Genomic DNA, 17,944 nt, shown 5'->3' with positions numbered 1-17,944 from the left:
CCTGAGGCGCTTTTTTGTCTTAGAGCAAATAATTATCCGATGAACTGCTGGCCTTTCATGTAAGGGCGCAGCACTTCAGGGATCTCAATGCGCCCGTCAGCCTGCTGGTAGTTTTCCAGCACAGCAACCAGCGTACGGCCTACTGCCAGACCAGAACCGTTCAGGGTATGAACCAGACGGGTTTTCTTGTCAGATTTGCTGCGGCAACGCGCCTGCATACGACGCGCCTGGAAATCCCAGACGTTGGAGCAGGAGGAGATTTCGCGGTAGGTGTTCTGCGCAGGCACCCAGACTTCAAGGTCGAAGGTTTTGCAGGCACCGAAGCCCATGTCGCCGGTGCACAGCGCCATACGACGGTATGGTAGACCCAGCAGCTCCAGCACTTTTTCCGCGTGGCCGGTCATCTCTTCCAGCGCGTCCATAGACTCTTCCGGACGAACGATCTGCACCATCTCAACTTTATCGAACTGGTGCATACGGATCAGACCGCGCGTATCGCGACCGTAAGAACCGGCTTCAGAACGGAAACATGGAGAGTGCGCAGTCAGTTTGATTGGCAGATCGTCTTCGTCGATGATCTCATCACGCACGAGGTTGGTCAGCGGCACTTCCGCAGTTGGGATCAGCGCGTAGTTGCTGCTGTCAGCTTCCTCGTCCAGCGGACGGGTATGGAACAGATCGCCGGCAAATTTCGGCAGCTGGCCTGTACCGTACAGCGTATCGTGGTTAACCAGATACGGAACGTAGGTTTCGCTGTAGCCGTGCTGCTCGGTGTGCAGATCCAGCATGAACTGCGCCAGCGCGCGGTGCAGGTGAGCAATTTGCCCTTTCATTACCACGAAGCGAGAACCGGTCAGCTTAACCGCTGCCGCAAAGTCCAGGCCCGCGTGCATTTCGCCCAGCGTCACGTGATCGCGCACTTCGAAGTCAAACTCGCGAGGCGTACCCCAGCGTTTCACTTCAACGTTGTCGTTTTCGTCTTTGCCGACAGGCACGCTGTCGTCAGGAATGTTCGGGATCGCCAGAGCAATATCGCGAATTTCAGCCTGAAGAACGTCCAGTTCAGCTTTCGCTTGATCCAGCTCTTCACCCAGTTTGTTCACTTCCAGGCGTAATGGCTCAATATCTTCCCCGCGCGCTTTCGCCTGGCCAATGGATTTCGATCGAGAATTACGCTCTGCTTGCAGATTTTCAGTTTGTACCTGCAAAACTTTACGACGCTCTTCAAGAGCGCGCAGCTTATCTACATCCAGCTTAAAGCCCCGGCGTGCCAGTTTTTCAGCGACTGCGTCTGGCTCATTACGCAGCAGATTGGGATCGAGCATGCTTATCCTGTGCTTATCGAATTAAAAAAGGAAAAAGTGACCACAGCCTGCGGCCACAGAGATATATTGCCAACATTACCGCAACGATTGAACTAACGGTAGCGTTTTATAGGGCTATTTTGATCCTGTCCGGCAAGCCAGGCGAGCTTTTCGCCAATCTTACCCTCAAGACCTCTGTTTGTAGGGTGATAATAGCGGGTTTGTGCCATCTCCTGCGGGAAATACTCCTCCCCGGCGGCGTAGGCATTGGGTTCATCATGGGCGTAGCGATACTCCTGCCCGTAACCCATTTCTTTCATCAGCTTTGTAGGGGCATTGCGAAGGTGTACCGGAACGTCGTAATCCGGACGTTCACGTGCATCCGACATCGCCGCTTTAAAGGCGGTATACACTGCATTGCTTTTCGGCGCGCAGGCCAGATAGACAATTGCCTGCGCAATGGCACGCTCACCTTCCGCGGGTCCGACGCGGGTAAAGCAGTCCCAGGCGGAAATAGCGACCTGCATGGCGCGTGGATCGGCATTACCGACATCTTCTGACGCAATGGCCAGGCAGCGACGCGCGACATATAACGGATCGCCACCGGCGGTAATGATACGCGCATACCAGTAGAGTGCCGCATCCGGCGCGCTGCCGCGCACGGATTTATGTAACGCAGAGATAAGGTCGTAGAAACGGTCGCCTTTATTATCGAAGCGCGCACTGCGTTCACCGGCAATTTCGGTGAGCAGTTCAGGCTTCAATACGCGCTTGCCCGCATCGTCCACTTCGGCCATATCGGCCATCATTTCCAGCGTATTCAGTGCCCGACGCGCATCGCCGTTGACCAGTTCAGCGATCGCACGACGCGTCTCGTCCGGCAGAACGATATCCTGTCCGCCGTAACCCCGCGCTTTGTCCTCCATCGCCTGGGTCAGAACCTTTTCGATATCCTCTGTGGTCAGGGATTTAAGCAGGTAAACGCGGGCGCGGGAAAGCAGCGCGGAGTTGAGTTCAAACGACGGGTTTTCCGTGGTTGCGCCGATGAAGAAAATCGTGCCGTCTTCAATGTGCGGCAGAAACGCATCCTGCTGGCTCTTGTTGAAACGGTGGACTTCATCAACAAACAGAATGGTGCGGCGCCCGGCATTACGGTTTTGCCGTGCGCGCTCGATCGCCTCGCGGATCTCCTTCACGCCGGAGGTAACCGCCGAGATGCGCTCAACGTCCGCGTTAGCATAGCGGGCGATCACTTCAGCGAGGGTGGTTTTGCCGGTGCCGGGTGGCCCCCAGAGGATCATGGAGTGCAGATGCCCCGCCTCAATAGCGCGCGGCAAGGGTTTCCCCGCAGCAAGCAGGTGTTGCTGGCCGATGTACTGCGCTAAATTTTCTGGCCGCATACGGGCGGCCAGAGGTTGAAACGCATTATCTGAAAAATCGAGCGACAGGTTGCTCACTCATGCCTCTTACTTATTACGTTGGTCGTCCACCGTTACGCCCTGCGGCGGGGTAAAGGTGAATTTCGAAGCATCTACAGCGCCGTTTTGCTGAGACTTAAGCTGATAGCTACTGCGCTGATCGTCCTGCTCAACCGCGCCGAACTGATTGATGGTACCGTTGCTGCTCACGTTAATCGTGAACTGCTTCAGATTACCGTTGCTGCCTTTTGGCGTCAGGACGAACTCATCACCGTTTTGTTTGATGTTGTACTGCTGCCAGTCGCTGGACTGGTTACGGGCAATGAGCATAAACGGCGTATTGCTGGTCGCGTCTTTCAGCCAGGTGGCGGTCGCCTGCTCAACAAACGGGTTGTAGAACCACAAGGTTTTCCCGTCGGACACCAGCACGCTTTCATCAGGCTGGGTCATGTGCCAGTTGAAGAGATTCGGGCGTTTCACCCACAAATCCCCCTGACCTTCCTGCACCGCGTTGCCGCTGCCGTCAGTCACTTTTTGCGTGAAGCTGGCGTGGAAGCTGCTCACTTTATCCAGTCGGCTTTTAAGGTCGCTGGCTGCATCAGCCCAGACGCTGCTGGCAACAAAACTGGAGAGTAATGCACAGGCGATGGCGATTTTTTTCATTGTTATTCCTTAAAATACGTCTTCCCGATATGGGGGTTCCGTTTCTATTCTGGACCTGCCCGAAGGCAGGCGACAGAAGAATATGCTTAATTTTTGCTGATTTACCCTTCTTTGCAATCGCTGAAGGTTAATCAAAAGGCGGTGGTGCCAGCACCTCTCGGTTACCGTTATGCCCCTGTTCGCTCACAATACCCTGGGCTTCCATCTGCTCGATAATACGCGCCGCGCGGTTGTAGCCGATACGGAACTGGCGCTGGACGCCGGAGATGGACGCCTTACGTTTTTCGGTGACGAAATTAACCGCCTGGTCAAATAACGGATCCAGTTCTTCGCCGCCGTCAAAACCACCGCCGCCACCTTCGCTTTCACTGTCGGAGGTAATGCCGTCAACGTATTGCGGCCGCCCGCGCGCTTTCCAGTCCTGTACCACCGCATGCACTTCCTGGTCGCGAACAAACGCACCGTGGACACGCACCGGCGAGGTGGAGTTCGGGCCGGAATAGAGCATATCACCCATTCCCAGCAGCGACTCTGCACCGCCCTGGTCAAGGATAGTACGCGAGTCAATTTTACTCGACACGGTAAACGCGATACGGGTCGGGATGTTTGCCTTAATAAGACCGGTGATAACGTCTACGGACGGACGCTGCGTTGCCAGTACCAGGTGGATGCCCGCCGCACGCGCTTTCTGTGCCAGACGCGCAATCAGCTCCTCCACTTTCTTACCAACGGTCATCATCAGGTCGGCAAATTCATCCACCAGCACCACGATGTAAGGCAGTTTTTCCAGCACCGGATGCTGGGCATCCATGCTGTCACCCGGCTTCCAGTATGGGTCCGGAATCGGACGGCCCATACGCGCCGCCTCGGCGATTTTCTCGTTATAACCGGCCAGGTTACGCACGCCCAGCGCCGACATCAGCTTGTAGCGACGCTCCATTTCATTGACGCTCCAGCGCAATGCGTTGGCGGCGTCCTTCATGTCGGTCACCACTTCCGTTAACAGGTGCGGAATGCCTTCGTAGACAGACAGTTCAAGCATTTTCGGGTCGATCATGATGAAACGCACATCTTCAGGCTGCGCTTTGTAGAGCATACTGAGGATCATGGCGTTCACCCCGACTGATTTACCGGAGCCGGTGGTACCCGCAACCAGCAGATGCGGCATCTTCGCGAGATCGGCAACCACCGGATCGCCGGCGATATCTTTACCCAGCACCACGGTCAGCGGGGACGGGTTGTCGCGGAATTTGGTGTTATCCAGAACTTCACGCAGATAAACGGTCTGGCGTTTCTTGTTTGGCAGCTCAAGGCCAACGTAAGGCTTACCTGGGATCACCTCCACCACGCGTACCGCCACGGTCGACAGAGAACGCGCCAGGTCACGGGACAGGTTAGAAATACGTGCCGCTTTTACGCCTGGCGCCAGATTCAGTTCGAAACGGGTGATTACCGGGCCAGGTGAGTAGTTCACCACGTCCGCTTTAATACGGAAGTCAGCCAGACGCGCTTCCACCAGACGGGCCATCTGTTCAAGGGCAAAGGTATCCACCGGCTCGACTTCCGCTGGCGGCGGCGTTAACAGATCCAGCGACGGCAGCGGCGTACTTGGTCGTTGCAGCGGACGGCTGTCTCCGTTACGCATCAGCAGCGGGTGAATCAGGCTTTCCTGCGGCTGTGGTGCTGGCTGCTGGAACTGCGGCTGCGGCGGTTGGGCCGGCGGTGTATGCGGCTGCGCATAAGCCTGCGACGCTGGCTGTGGTGGCTGCGCATTAACCTGTGGCGCTGGCGCCTGACGCACCGGTTCCGCTTCCGGCATCACGCTCGGCGTGAACAGCGGTTCGCTCGGACCGTCATCCACCAGATCTTTCATCGGTGAAAATTCAAAGTCCGAGAGCGAGAACGGATTTGCCCCCGAAGGCTGCTCACCGGAATAACGTTGCTGTTGCGTGGCGGCAAACTGACGCGCTAATTCCGCTTCGGCAGCATCATCTTCATCCTGCTGAGAATGAACATCGTGTTGGTACTCATTCCCGTAGCGTTGAGTCTGTTGGGCAGCAAACTGACGCGCCAGCTCATCCTGATGCAGTTCGTCGGCATCATCTTCGTAGTCGGATTCACGGGCTTTCTCTTCGGCCATACGCTGAGAAGGCAGTTTAATGCCATAAGAGGCCAGCTCCCGGCGCGTAGGTACGCGCACGCGATTAGGGCGCGGCAATTGTGGACCAATGCCCTCTTTCACCTGAGGACGCGGCGCACCGTCGATTGCCGGGCTAAATAGCGGAGCGGACGCGGCAGCGGCTGCCGTTGCCTGCTTCACGGTTTCTGCTCCTGACGCAACGGCTGGCGCTGGGTCTACAGGTGCAACGCTCGCAGAAGGCGCTTTTACAACAGGCTCCTGCACCGGCTCAGGCACGGGCTGATACCAGGCGGCAAGCTGCTCGCGCTCACGGGCACGGCGCTCTTCCACTTCTTCAAAATAGTACAATGGCGGACGGGATGGCTTCGCTTCCTCCACCACTTCGGGTTCAGACACCGGCGCAACATATGGCTGTTCAGGCACAGCGGGTTCGGGCGTATAAGCCTGATACGGCTGTTGCGGCTCGCTGGCAGGTTCAGACGGATGATACGATTGCTGACACTGTTCCTGCTGCACAGGAATATAGCTTTCAGGCTCCGGCGCAATGGTCGGTTCAGGCGTATGGACGCCTGGCGCAGTCTGCCAGTCCACCTGCGGTTGCTGGATCGCGGACTCCGGTGCCGGAACAGGCGAGGACGGCATCACGGCTTCAACAGGCGCAACATGGGCCTGCGCAGCCGTCGTTGCGGCAGCAGCAGCGGCTACCGGTTCAGTCACGGAATGACCATGCAACAGCGGATCGTATTCGTCATACTCACCCGGCGTAGCTCGATGACCAGAGAACAACACATCATCAGGATCGACGGCCGCACCGCGATACTCAATCTGCTCGTCTTCATCCATACGTTTGCCGGAGAAAAGCGCGGCATCCGTTTTACGGCCTAACGGGTTAGCGAATTTTTCAGCAACGCGCTGGCGGCGTGCCAGAGCACCGCGCAGAATACGGGCACGGCGGGATTCACGACGCTGCACAGGTGCCTCGTCTTCCTCTTCGTATTCATCTTCATATTCGTCTTCATCGACCCACGTATCATCACGACGGGTGCGATTGCTGGCAAACGTCAGCAGAGTCAGAATAAAGCTGCCGATTTTTTCGGCAATGCTCACCCAGGACCAGCCGGTAAACAGCGTCAGGCCCGCCGCCCAGATGCAGAGCAGCGCCAGCGTGCCGCCGCTGCTGTGAAGCATCGGTTGCAGCGCGGAGCTCAACAGGCTGCCAATCACACCGCCGGAGGCGAAATACCAGATGTCATCGGCATTGATCGCCGCCAGTCCGCAGGAGGTGAGGATCAGCGCCAGGGCGCCAATCAGGCGCAGCGAAACGGCAAAATAATCGATGTAGTCGTCGTTCTGTCGATGACGCCAGGCAAACCAGCATCCGCCAATAATGATGACAGGAAGGGTATAGGCCATCACACCGAAAATGAAGAAGAGCGTGTCCGCAAGCCAGGCGCCGGGAACGCCACCCAAATTATGGATAGGCTCATGCCATGCGGTTTGCGACCAGCTGGGATCTGAGGGGTTGAAACTGAGTAAGGCAGCCATCAGCCAGACGGCAAAAAGGGCAATAACAATCAGTAACGCCTCAAGGAGACGACGTCCGCTGCTTAGCTTAGATAATGTGACTTCTTTGTCTTCAGTGTATTCCTGGCTCAAGAAAGGCTCTCCAGGTATCAGGCATGTCCTGCCTGTGTGCTAAAACGGACAACAGCGCCGGGACTCCCCGGCACTGTTGCTGTATGGATTAACAGGAGTGTAATCAAACTACACTGATTTTGCACCTGTTCCGTGTTAGCGCGTCTTAATAACCAGACGATTGCTCTGTTTGACCTCTTCCATCACCACATAAGTACGGGTGTCGTTCACGCCTGGCAGACGCAGCAGGGTTTCCCCCAGCAGCTTACGGTAGGCGGACATATCAGGCACACGGGTTTTTAACAGGTAGTCAAAATCACCGGAAACCAGATGACACTCTTGAATTTCTTCAAGTTTTTGTACAGCGGCGTTAAATTGCTCAAACACATCTGGTGCACCACGATTCAGAGTAATCTCAACAAATACCAGAAGTGAGGCATCCAGATAATGCGGGTTCAGCAGAGCCGTATAGCCCTGAATAAAACCCTGTCTTTCCAGTCGACGCACACGCTCAAGGCACGGCGTCGGGGAAAGTCCCACACGTTTTGAAAGCTCGACGTTGGAAATACGCCCATCCTTTTGCAATTCATTAAGAATGTTACGATCGATACGGTCGAGATCTTTGCCAGGGCGCTTCTTGCTATCTACCATTATTATTGTCTCTCTGTATTCCTTCCCTACTCCTGCCTGGACCCTGTGCACATCACTGTTCAGAGCCTGTACCCGTTATTCATCACATCGCCTGGTTATGTATTAGACGCGATGTGGATTCGGGTTCTGCGGTAAGAAGACCGTTGCCCGAAAGCAGTCACAGACATCACGTATGGCGTCTGTCCACACCATGCGTAGATTTCACTGACCCGGTAAAAATGGCATTTCCGTGCATGTCTATGCGGCATGCAGTTCGTGCGTCTTTTTTTCTTCCTTGAATGTTTTCGCAAAAGCGCAGGGGATTGTCAAAGCAAAACATCGATTTTTAGTACAAGATGCCGGATATTCATTACGGAGGGGTATTAATCCTCATTTTATTGCCTTATAAACGCGCTGTTTTCAGTAGCAGACGTGATGTGACCGCCTCTGACCCATAGGGCGCGTCTATTGCATATATCGGAAGCAAAACTGCCGTGCTCTTTTTTTACGGCAACAAATTCCCTACAATCCAGCCCATTGCCTGCCAACAACAATGGGGATCTCATGGGCACGACCAAACACAGTAAGCTGCTAATCCTTGGATCTGGACCTGCGGGTTATACCGCAGCGGTCTATGCTGCACGCGCTAACCTGCAACCGGTACTGATCACCGGGATGGAAAAAGGCGGTCAGCTGACCACCACCACGGAAGTGGAAAACTGGCCGGGCGACCCGAACGACCTGACCGGGCCGCTGCTGATGGAGCGCATGCACGAGCATGCCGCCAAATTCGAAACCGAAATCCTGTTCGACCACATCAATAAAGTGGATTTGCAGAACCGTCCGTTCCGCCTGACGGGTGACAGCGGCGAATACACCTGCGATGCGCTGATCATCGCCACCGGCGCCTCTGCCCGCTATCTCGGTCTGCCGTCTGAAGAAGCGTTCAAAGGCCGCGGCGTGTCAGCCTGCGCGACCTGCGACGGTTTCTTCTATCGCAACCAGAAAGTTGCGGTAATCGGCGGTGGTAATACTGCGGTCGAAGAAGCGCTGTATCTGGCAAATATTGCCTCAGAAGTACACCTGATCCACCGTCGCGACACCTTCCGCGCGGAGAAGATCCTGATCAAACGCCTGATGGACAAAGTGGCGAGCGGTAACATTGTGCTGCATACCAACCGTACGCTGGAAGAAGTAACTGGCGATCAGATGGGCGTCGCGGGACTGCGTATCCGTGATACCCAGAACACCGATAACGTCGAAACGCTGGAAGTGGCAGGCCTGTTTGTGGCAATCGGTCACAGCCCGAACACGGCTATCTTTGAAGGCCAGCTGGAGCTGGAGAACGGCTACATTAAAGTGCAGTCTGGCATTCACGGCAACGCCACCCAGACCAGCGTTCCGGGTGTCTTCGCAGCTGGTGACGTGATGGACCATATTTATCGTCAGGCGATCACCTCTGCGGGCACCGGTTGTATGGCCGCGCTGGACGCAGAACGCTACCTGGACGGGCTGGCTGAACAAGGTAAATAATCTTTACAAGTCAGTAACAAACGTAAATAAAGGCGGCCACTGGTCGCCTTTATTTTTGCTCACGTGTAACATGCAGATGTCTAATTTCTTATAACGTCACCTGCAAAGTACGCAATGGAAAAAACCCGTCAACAAGAGTTAACCCGCTGGCTGAAACAGCAAAGCGTTCTGTCCCGCCGCTGGCTTATGATTTCCCGCGTTCTGGGATTTATCAGCGGTCTGTTGATTGTTGCCCAGGCATGGCTTCTGGCCCGCATTCTCAACCATATGATCATGGAGAACATCCCGCGCGAAGCGCTGCTGTTGCCGTTTATCGTTCTGGCGCTGGTTTTCGTTCTGCGTGCGTGGGTGGTCTGGCTGCGCGAGCGGGTTGGGTTCCATGCCGGGCAGCACATCCGCTATGAGATCCGCCGCAAGGTGCTCGATCGGCTTTCAGAAGCCGGGCCTGCGTGGATCCAGGGCAAGCCGGCCGGTAGCTGGGCGACGCTGATCCTTGAGCAAATCGACGATATGCACGATTACTACGCGCGTTATCTTCCGCAGATGGCGCTGGCGGTGTTTGTGCCTCTGATGATTGTTATCGCCATCTTCCCGGTTAACTGGGTGGCGGCGCTGATCCTGCTGGGGACCGCCCCGCTGATCCCGCTGTTTATGGCGATGGTCGGCATGGGCGCGGCTGATGCTAACCGCCGCAACTTCCTGGCGCTGGGTCGGTTGAGCGGTCATTTCCTGGACCGTCTGCGCGGTATGGAAACCCTGCGGATCTTTGGTCGTGGTGAAGCGGAAACCGAAAACATTCGCCTGGCGTCGCAGGATTTTCGTCAGCGCACCATGGAAGTGTTGCGCATGGCCTTTCTCTCTTCTGGCGTACTTGAATTTTTCACCTCCCTGTCGATTGCGCTGGTGGCGGTTTACTTTGGTTTCTCCTACCTCGGCGCGCTGGACTTTGGTCACTACGGTACGGCGGTTACGCTTTCCGCTGGGTTCCTGGCGCTGATCCTGGCCCCGGAATTTTTCCAGCCGCTTCGCGATCTCGGCACCTTTTACCATGCCAAAGCGCAGGCGGTGGGTGCTGCCGACAGCCTGAAAACCTTCATGGAAACGCCGCTGGCGCATCCGGAGCGTGGTGAGGTAACGCTGAATACGAACGATCCGGTGACCATTGAAGCACAGGATTTTTCTGTTCTGTCGCCTGAAGGCAAAGTACTGGCCGGTCCGCTGAACTTTACCCTGTCTGCCGGGCAACGTGTGGTGCTGGTGGGTACCAGCGGCTCAGGTAAAAGCTCATTGTTGAATGCGCTTTCAGGTTTTATGGCGTACACCGGATCGCTGCGTATCAACAAAACGGAGCTGCGCGAGCTCGATCCTGATGCCTGGCGTAAACAGCTAAGCTGGGTGGGGCAAAACCCGCAGCTGCCAGCTCCGACGCTTCGCGAGAATGTGCTGCTGGCACGCCCGGATGCGCGTGACGATGAGCTGCAATCGGTCCTCGACCGCGCCTGGGTCAGCGAGTTTCTGCCGCTGCTTGCGCAGGGTATCGATACCGTCATTGGCGATCAATCTGCCGGGCTGTCAGTAGGCCAGGCACAGCGCGTCGCGGTTGCCCGTGCGCTGCTGAACCCCTCTTCGCTAATGCTGCTGGACGAACCCGCCGCCAGCCTGGACGCTCACAGCGAGCAGCGCGTGATGGATGCGCTTAACGCAGCCTCACGCCAGCAAACCACCCTGATGGTGACTCACCAGCTGGAAGGTATTGCCGACTGGGATCAGATCTGGGTGATGGAAAACGGACACATTGTTGAGCAAGGCGATTACGCCGCGCTTGTTGCCGCGCAGGGGCCGTTTGCGACCCTGCTGGCGAACCGTCAGGAGGATATCTGATGCGCGCCCTGCTTCCGTATCTTGCACTGTATAAACGCCACAAATGGATGCTGACGCTCGGGATCGTGCTGGCGATCGTCACTCTGCTGGCCAGCATCGGTCTGCTTACGCTTTCCGGCTGGTTCCTCTCCGCGTCTGCGGCCGCAGGCTTTGCCGGGCTATACAGCTTTAACTACATGCTGCCTGCCGCCGGGGTGCGCGGTACGGCGATTACGCGAACTGCCGGGCGCTACTTCGAGCGTCTGGTCAGCCACGACGCGACCTTCCGCGTGCTGCAACACCTGCGTATTTATACGTTCAGCAAACTGCTACCCCTCTCCCCTGCCGGGCTGGCACGTTTTCGACAGGGCGAATTACTCAACCGCGTGGTCGCAGATGTGGATACGCTGGATCACCTCTATCTGCGCGTCATTTCACCCATGGTGGGCGCGTTTGTGGTGATTGTCGTGGTCACGCTGGGGTTGAGTTTCCTGGATGTTCCCATCGCACTGACGCTCGGCGGCATCATGCTGATGACGCTGATTATTCTGCCACCCCTGTTTTATCGTGCAGGTAAAACCACCGGGGAAAACCTGACGCGCCTGCGCGGAGAATACCGCCAGCAGCTCACCGCCTGGTTGCAAGGACAGGCCGAGCTCACCCTTTTTGGCGCCAGCAAGCGCTACCGCGCCCGCATGGAAAATACGGAGCTGAACTGGCATGAAGCCCAGCGTCGCCAGTCTGAACTGACCGCTTTCTCCCAGGCGCTGATGATGTTAATTGGTGGGATTGCCGTAATCGCCATGCTCTGGATGGCCTCCGGTGGCGTGGGCGATAACGCGCAGCCTGGCCCGCTAATTGCGCTGTTTGTTTTCTGTGCCCTGGCAGCCTTTGAAGCCTTAGCCCCGGTTACGGGCGCCTTTCAGCATCTCGGCCAGGTGATTGCCTCTGCGCTGCGCATTACGGATATTGCCGAGCAGGAGCCGGAAGTGAAGTTCAGCGCGGGTCAAACCGCTGTGCCGGAGCAGGTCGCGCTGACGCTCAGCAATGTCACTTTCGCCTACGACAAGCTGGCGCAAAACGCGCTGGAAGACATCACCCTTTCTGTTGATGCCGGGCAGCGCATTGCGATCCTTGGCCGTACGGGATGTGGAAAATCGACACTTCTGCAACTTCTCACGCGCGCGTGGGACCCACAGCAGGGCGAGATTCGGTTTAACGACGTTCCGCTGTCTGGTTTTAGCGAAGCGGCCTTGCGTAAAACGGTCAGCGTCGTGCCCCAGCGGGTGCATCTGTTCAGCGCTACGCTGCGCGATAATCTTCTTCTGGCGGCACCAGACGCCTCCGACGATACGCTGCGGGCAATGCTGGAGCAGGTTGGGCTGCACAAGCTGCTTGAAGACGATGGCTTGAACAGCTGGCTGGGTGAAGGGGGTCGACAGCTTTCCGGCGGTGAACTGCGTCGTCTGGCCATTGCGCGTGCGCTGCTGCACGATGCGCCGCTGATGTTGCTGGATGAACCGACAGAAGGACTGGATGCCACGACAGAGAGCCAAATCCTTGATTTACTGGCGAATGTGATGAAAGGTAAAACCGTACTGATGGTCACGCACCGTCTGCGCGGGCTGGTGAATTTCGATCGGATAATTGTGATGGACAACGGACACATAATTGAGCAAGGTAGTCACGCAGAGCTGCTGGCAAAACAGGGTCGCTACTACCAGTTTAAACAGCGCCTGTAGACTATATTTGTAGCGTCCTCTCTCGCGTACTGGAGTTCTGTTGTCATGCGCCTGGTGCAGCTTTCTCGCCATAATATTGCGTTCCCTTCACCGGAGGGGGCGCTGCGTGAACCTAACGGCTTGCTGGCTCTGGGCGGCGATCTCAGCCCGGCACGGCTCTTAATGGCTTACCAGCGCGGCATCTTCCCGTGGTTTTCGCCTGGCGACCCGATCTTATGGTGGTCTCCCGATCCGCGAGCCGTGCTGTGGCCTGGGCAGTTTCACCTGAGCCGCAGCATGAAGCGGTTTCATGCAAAATCACCCTTTCGCGTCACGCTCAATCACGCCTTCGGCCAGGTTATCGAAGGCTGCGCTGAAGATCGTCATGAAGGCACCTGGATAACCCGCGATATCATTATCGCCTACCACCAGCTTCATGAGCTGGGCTACGCGCACTCTATTGAAGTATGGAAAGAGGATAACCTCGTCGGCGGAATGTACGGCGTGGCGCAGGGCACGCTGTTCTGCGGTGAGTCGATGTTCTCCCGTGCCACGAATGCGTCAAAAACCGCGCTGCTGGTGTTTAGCGAGGAATTTGCCCGACGTGGCGGACGGCTGATGGATTGTCAGGTGCTGAATGAGCACACCGCCTCGCTCGGCGCCGTTGAAATCTCCCGCCGACACTATATCGAACACCTTGAACAATGCCGAAAAGAGACCCTTCCACGCGATTTTTGGGTTCCCAGAGCGCTCTTTATGCCCAATGCCTAAATGTTTTCCGCATATTTTTTATGAGGGTGTTATAATTATGCCGCAGAGTAGCTTCTGCCTGTTGCCCCGCCGCCGTTTGGGACCCTCGCTTCAGATAACGTCCTGACGTTTATCCTGTCGTCTCCCCTTTACGAATGCGCTTTCCGTTCGGTTGTACCGTGACGCTTGGGCAATACGCTGAGACTGTTTTGCTGCGTTTTAAACGCGCAATTCTTTACTTAATTGAGGAATTTCGGCATTATCTTGCCGGTTCAAAACTTGGTAGTGATACCCCAGAGGATTAGATGGCCAAAGAAGACAATATTGAAATGCAGGGTACCGTACTTGATACGTTGCCTAATACCATGTTTCGCGTAGAACTGGAAAACGGTCACGTGGTAACTGCGCACATCTCCGGTAAAATGCGCAAAAACTATATCCGCATTTTGACGGGCGACAAAGTGACTGTTGAACTGACCCCGTACGACCTGAGCAAAGGCCGCATTGTCTTCCGTAGTCGCTAATTGTTTTCGCCTGTAATGGCAGATGAATATTTAAAAGGTCGGGATATTCCCGGCCTTTTTTATTTATGGTCTTAGTGTGGCTGTGTCGGCAGATGTATAGTCATGCACGGGTTCATGGGTACGATTAAATCTTCAGCCATCGCGTGGGTGATGTCATGCAGCAGTCCCGTCAGGTGCGGCAGCATATCGCGGTCAACATGCGATACCAGCAGCACATGGTTTAACGCCCGGCAGTAGTCGCATTTCGTTTCGGTATCTTCCAGCAACCACTCTTTTTGTCGCGGTTGCTCCGCGTCGTCCTCAAATTCAACCACCTGAAAATCACGCATTGACTCTGTGAGGCCGGATTTCACCTCTTCCAGGTAGGCTCCGAGGCAACGGCAAACGGGCTGCGTTTGCGGAAGTGATTTGCAGTCGAGGAGGATTTCGGTGAGCAGTTTGCAGCGCTCGGCAAGGGTTGGGAGATCGGGGTTGAGTGAGAGTTCGCTATAGAGCTGGGAGATAGACTGGTTTTCCATATTCATAATTTCCATATTAAAAGCTGAAAACTACCACCAGAAACGCCAACTTCGGGTGGCAGACTGAACCGGTTTGGCGTACCGACCATATGGAAAATCGGCGCTTCAAAAGAAGCCCCGGTTCAGTCCACCATAATAGAAGATACGGATTATACCGCAGCTAAAAAAAGAGTGAACGAAACCAATGATGTTGCGTTAGCAACATCTTTCCATATGTGTGTAATCAGGACGCCAATCCCGACACCTGATTTTGCAGGTGCGCCGCCATTTTATTACTGTGAATTTATCCAGCAACTGACTTCGAAAGAATCTGGAAAGCGCCTCGCAAAATTCCTCTGCGGTCTGTTGCCCTCACCCCAACCCTCTCCCACGGGGAGAGGGAGAAAACACTAAAAACGACAACACTGTTGTCGTTTTGCTTTTACCCTGGCACGCATAAAAAAACCGGGCTTTTGCCCGGTTTTTAGACCTACGTAAGAAATCAGTGAGCCGCTTCCGGCTTGTGCTTCGCCGCACTCTGGAAATCGTACGTCAGTTCGTTCTTCGCCTGATCCAGCCCTACCGTGACCTGGCCGCCGTCCACCAGCGAGCCAAACAGCAGCTCGTTCGCCAGCGGCTTCTTCAGGTTGTCCTGAATCACGCGCGCCATCGGACGGGCACCCATCGCACGGTCGTAGCCTTTCTCAGCCAGCCAGTTGCGGGCCTCCTGGCTCACTTCCAGCGACACGCCTTTCTGATCCAGCTGAACCTGCAACTCGACGATGAACTTGTCCACCACCTGATGGATCACCTCGGTAGACAGGTGATCGAACCAGATAATGTTGTCCAGACGGTTACGGAACTCCGGCGTGAAGATCTTCTTGATCTCTTCCATCGCATCGGTGCTGTTATCCTGGTGGATCAGGCCGATGGATTTACGCTCGGTTTCCCGCACGCCCGCGTTGGTGGTCATCACCAACACCACGTTGCGGAAATCGGCCTTGCGCCCGTTGTTATCGGTCAGCGTCCCGTTGTCCATCACCTGCAACAGGATGTTGAACACGTCCGGGTGCGCTTTCTCGATTTCATCGAGCAGCAGGACCGCGTGCGGATGCTTGATCACCGCGTCAGTGAGCAGGCCGCCCTGGTCAAAGCCCACGTATCCCGGAGGCGCACCAATCAAACGGCTGACGGTATGACGCTCCATATACTCGGACATATCAAAGCGCAGCAGCTCAATGCCCAGCGCTTTGGAGAGCTGAACCGTTACCTCGGTTTTACCCACACCGGTCGGACCGGCGAACAGGAAGGAACCAACCGGCTTGTGGTCATGCCCCAGGCCAGCACGAGCCATCTTGATCGCTTCGGTTAAAGCCTCAATGGCTTTATCCTGACCAAAGACCAGCATTTTCAGGCGATTGCCGAGCGTGCGCAGCGTATCACGGTCGCTCTGAGAAACGCTCTTCTCAGGAATACGCGCGATGCGGGCCACCACGGACTCGATATCCGCCACGTTCACGGTTTTCTTACGCTTGCTGGCTGGCATCAGGCGCGCACGCGCACCCGCCTCATCAATCACGTCAATCGCCTTATCCGGCAGATGACGGTCGTTAATGTATTTCACCGCCAGCTCCACCGCCGCACGGACCGCTTTCGCGGTGTAACGCACGTCGTGGTGCGCTTCATACTTGGTTTTCAGGCCGTTGATGATCTGCACCGTTTCGTCAACCGACGGCTCGGTAACGTCGATTTTCTGGAAACGACGCGCCAGCGCACGATCCTTCTCAAAGATGTTGCTGAACTCCTGGTACGTCGTGGAGCCCATCACGCGGATCTTGCCGCTGGAGAGCAGCGGTTTGATCAGGTTAGCGGCATCCACCTGGCCACCGGAGGCCGCACCTGCGCCGATGATGGTGTGGATCTCATCGATAAACAGGATGCTGTTGGTGTCCTGCTCCAGCTGTTTTAACAGCGCTTTGAAACGTTTTTCGAAATCACCGCGGTATTTGGTGCCCGCCAGCAGCGAGCCAATATCCAGCGAGTAGATGGTGCAGTCGGCAATCACTTCCGGCACGTCGCCCTGCACAATGCGCCAGGCCAGCCCTTCGGCAATCGCGGTTTTACCCACGCCAGATTCCCCCACCAGCAGCGGGTTGTTCTTGCGTCGACGGCACAGCACCTGGATGGCACGCTCCAGCTCTTTGTCGCGACCAATCAGCGGGTCGATACCGCCAACGCGAGCAAGCTGGTTAAGGTTGGTGGTGAAGTTTTCCATACGATCCTCCCCGCCTGCTTGCTCTTCATTGCTGTTGATCTGTCCGCTGGGATCCGATGCCTGGTTAGGCTCGTCTTTTCGCGTTCCGTGAGAGATGAAGTTGACCACGTCGAGCCGGCTGACTTCGTGTTTGCGCAGCAGGTAGGCCGCCTGGGACTCCTGCTCGCTGAAGATGGCGACCAGGACATTGGCGCCAGTCACTTCGCTACGTCCGGAAGACTGGACGTGGAAAACCGCGCGCTGCAACACGCGCTGGAAGCTGAGCGTCGGCTGCGTGTCGCGCTCTTCTTCACTGGCTGGCAGCACCGGTGTGGTTTGTTCGATGAAGGCTTCGAGTTCCTGACGTAGCGCCACCAGATCCACGGAGCAGGCTTCCAGCGCTTCGCGGGCAGATGGGTTGCTAAGCAGTGCGAGCAGCAGGTGCTCGACGGTCATAAACTCATGTCGGTGCTCACGCGCTCTGGCGAAAGCCATGTTTAAACTGAGTTCCAGTTCTTGATTGAGCATAGGCACCTCCCCCAATTTTATGCCTTATCAGGCCTTTTCCAGCGTACACAGCAACGGATGCTCGTTCTCCCTTGCATAGTCGTTCACCATCGCTACTTTGGTTTCCGCAACTTCGGCAGTAAAGATGCCGCAGATCGCTTTGCCACGATAATGAACGGTAAGCATCAGTTGCGTTGCACGTTCAACATCATAAGAAAAGAACTTTTGTAGCACGTCAATAACAAATTCCATCGGCGTGTAATCATCGTTCATTAACATAACTTTATACATAGATGGCGGTTTTAGCGCGTCGCGCACTTTATCTTCCGCCAGCTGGTCGAAATCCAGCCAATCGTTGGTCTTACCCATTATGCATAACCACTTTGAATCTACCTCAGATGTTAGATAACAATCATCTATTACTGTCATCCGCGATGTCTGTCACAAACTGTTGCAATAGCGTTAACTGCCTCAAAATTTGGTTGATTATTGTCCCAACTCCAGCGCC

Annotated in this window: 13 protein-coding genes; 5 read left to right on the top strand and 8 right to left on the bottom strand. The window is 55.8% G+C overall.

Annotated elements, in window-relative coordinates; all coding sequences use genetic code 11:
* Positions 1-32: 32 nt before the first annotated feature.
* From serS to lrp, 5 genes are all read right to left on the bottom strand, one after another.
* Positions 33-1,325, bottom strand: coding sequence for a serine--tRNA ligase (gene serS, locus RY075_RS07865; protein WP_003858266.1), 1,293 nt, complete (start codon positions 1,323-1,325; stop codon positions 33-35).
* Positions 1,326-1,417: 92 nt separating this feature from the next.
* Positions 1,418-2,761, bottom strand: coding sequence for a replication-associated recombination protein RarA (gene rarA, locus RY075_RS07860; RefSeq protein ID WP_003858268.1), 1,344 nt, complete (start codon positions 2,759-2,761; stop codon positions 1,418-1,420).
* A 9-nt stretch (positions 2,762-2,770) separates the two neighbouring features.
* Positions 2,771-3,385 carry an outer membrane lipoprotein chaperone LolA gene (lolA, locus tag RY075_RS07855; RefSeq protein WP_003858270.1) on the bottom strand — a complete coding sequence of 205 codons (615 nt, stop codon included), beginning with the start codon at positions 3,383-3,385 and terminating at the stop codon, positions 2,771-2,773.
* 127 nt (positions 3,386-3,512) lie between these two features.
* Positions 3,513-7,181: a DNA translocase FtsK 4TM domain-containing protein gene (locus tag RY075_RS07850; RefSeq protein ID WP_129255904.1), complete on the bottom strand. Its 3,669-nt coding sequence runs from the start codon at positions 7,179-7,181 to the stop codon at positions 3,513-3,515.
* Between the two features lie 135 nt (positions 7,182-7,316).
* The gene (lrp, locus tag RY075_RS07845) at positions 7,317-7,811 is read right to left on the bottom strand and encodes a leucine-responsive transcriptional regulator Lrp (protein WP_000228469.1); all 495 of its coding nucleotides are present in this window, start codon (positions 7,809-7,811) and stop codon (positions 7,317-7,319) included.
* Between the two features lie 543 nt (positions 7,812-8,354).
* Here lrp and trxB point away from each other — a divergent pair.
* The 5 genes from trxB to infA all read left to right on the top strand — a co-directional run bounded on the left by trxB (position 8,355) and on the right by infA (position 14,178).
* Positions 8,355-9,323, top strand: a complete 969-nt coding sequence (gene trxB / locus RY075_RS07840) for a thioredoxin-disulfide reductase (RefSeq protein ID WP_003858303.1) — start codon at positions 8,355-8,357, stop codon at positions 9,321-9,323.
* A gap of 114 nt (positions 9,324-9,437) precedes the next feature.
* Positions 9,438-11,204 carry a cysteine/glutathione ABC transporter permease/ATP-binding protein CydD gene (cydD, locus tag RY075_RS07835; RefSeq protein ID WP_059371106.1) on the top strand — a complete coding sequence of 589 codons (1,767 nt, stop codon included), beginning with the start codon at positions 9,438-9,440 and terminating at the stop codon, positions 11,202-11,204.
* Positions 11,204-12,925, top strand: a complete 1,722-nt coding sequence (gene cydC, locus RY075_RS07830; RefSeq protein ID WP_136466724.1) for a cysteine/glutathione ABC transporter ATP-binding protein/permease CydC — start codon at positions 11,204-11,206, stop codon at positions 12,923-12,925. Before cydD ends, cydC begins: the two co-directional genes overlap by 1 nt.
* Positions 12,926-12,970: 45 nt before the next feature.
* Positions 12,971-13,675 carry a leucyl/phenylalanyl-tRNA--protein transferase gene (gene aat, locus RY075_RS07825; protein ID WP_032608953.1) on the top strand — a complete coding sequence of 235 codons (705 nt, stop codon included), beginning with the start codon at positions 12,971-12,973 and terminating at the stop codon, positions 13,673-13,675.
* A 284-nt stretch (positions 13,676-13,959) separates the two neighbouring features.
* A complete protein-coding gene (gene infA, locus RY075_RS07820) occupies positions 13,960-14,178 on the top strand; it encodes a translation initiation factor IF-1 (protein ID WP_002211347.1) in 219 nt (72 codons plus the stop codon).
* A gap of 71 nt (positions 14,179-14,249) precedes the next feature.
* On the opposite strand, the gene RY075_RS07815 is transcribed toward infA, so the two are convergent.
* The 3 genes from RY075_RS07815 to clpS all read right to left on the bottom strand — a co-directional run bounded on the left by RY075_RS07815 (position 14,250) and on the right by clpS (position 17,805).
* Entirely contained in the window at positions 14,250-14,702 is a 453-nt protein-coding gene (locus RY075_RS07815; protein WP_045347136.1) for a hypothetical protein, read from the bottom strand.
* Between the two features lie 475 nt (positions 14,703-15,177).
* Positions 15,178-17,457, bottom strand: a complete 2,280-nt coding sequence (gene clpA / locus RY075_RS07810) for an ATP-dependent Clp protease ATP-binding subunit ClpA (RefSeq protein WP_006809407.1) — start codon at positions 17,455-17,457, stop codon at positions 15,178-15,180.
* Between the two features lie 27 nt (positions 17,458-17,484).
* Positions 17,485-17,805, bottom strand: coding sequence for an ATP-dependent Clp protease adapter ClpS (gene clpS / locus RY075_RS07805; RefSeq protein ID WP_006174393.1), 321 nt, complete (start codon positions 17,803-17,805; stop codon positions 17,485-17,487).
* Positions 17,806-17,944: the final 139 nt, after the last annotated feature.

Source organism: Enterobacter sp. JJBC (assembly GCF_036936505.1).
Lineage (GTDB): Bacteria > Pseudomonadota > Gammaproteobacteria > Enterobacterales > Enterobacteriaceae > Enterobacter > Enterobacter hormaechei_C.
The sequence above is the reverse complement of the archived record's forward strand: the minus strand, read 5'-3'. Positions and strand labels throughout refer to the sequence as shown.

Excerpts from the sequence above, each read along its gene's own strand:
- lrp (WP_000228469.1), bottom strand. The coding sequence starts at position 7,811 with ATGGTAGATAGCAAGAAGCGCCCTGGCAAAGATCTCGACCGTATCGAT.
- RY075_RS07815 (WP_045347136.1), bottom strand. The coding sequence starts at position 14,702 with ATGAATATGGAAAACCAGTCTATCTCCCAGCTCTATAGCGAACTCTCA.
- infA (WP_002211347.1), top strand. The coding sequence starts at position 13,960 with ATGGCCAAAGAAGACAATATTGAAATGCAGGGTACCGTACTTGATACG.
- clpS (WP_006174393.1), bottom strand. The coding sequence starts at position 17,805 with ATGGGTAAGACCAACGATTGGCTGGATTTCGACCAGCTGGCGGAAGAT.
- cydD (WP_059371106.1), top strand. The coding sequence starts at position 9,438 with ATGGAAAAAACCCGTCAACAAGAGTTAACCCGCTGGCTGAAACAGCAA.
- aat (WP_032608953.1), top strand. The coding sequence starts at position 12,971 with ATGCGCCTGGTGCAGCTTTCTCGCCATAATATTGCGTTCCCTTCACCG.
- clpA (WP_006809407.1), bottom strand. The coding sequence starts at position 17,457 with ATGCTCAATCAAGAACTGGAACTCAGTTTAAACATGGCTTTCGCCAGA.
- cydC (WP_136466724.1), top strand. The coding sequence starts at position 11,204 with ATGCGCGCCCTGCTTCCGTATCTTGCACTGTATAAACGCCACAAATGG.
- lolA (WP_003858270.1), bottom strand. The coding sequence starts at position 3,385 with ATGAAAAAAATCGCCATCGCCTGTGCATTACTCTCCAGTTTTGTTGCC.
- serS (WP_003858266.1), bottom strand. The coding sequence starts at position 1,325 with ATGCTCGATCCCAATCTGCTGCGTAATGAGCCAGACGCAGTCGCTGAA.
- trxB (WP_003858303.1), top strand. The coding sequence starts at position 8,355 with ATGGGCACGACCAAACACAGTAAGCTGCTAATCCTTGGATCTGGACCT.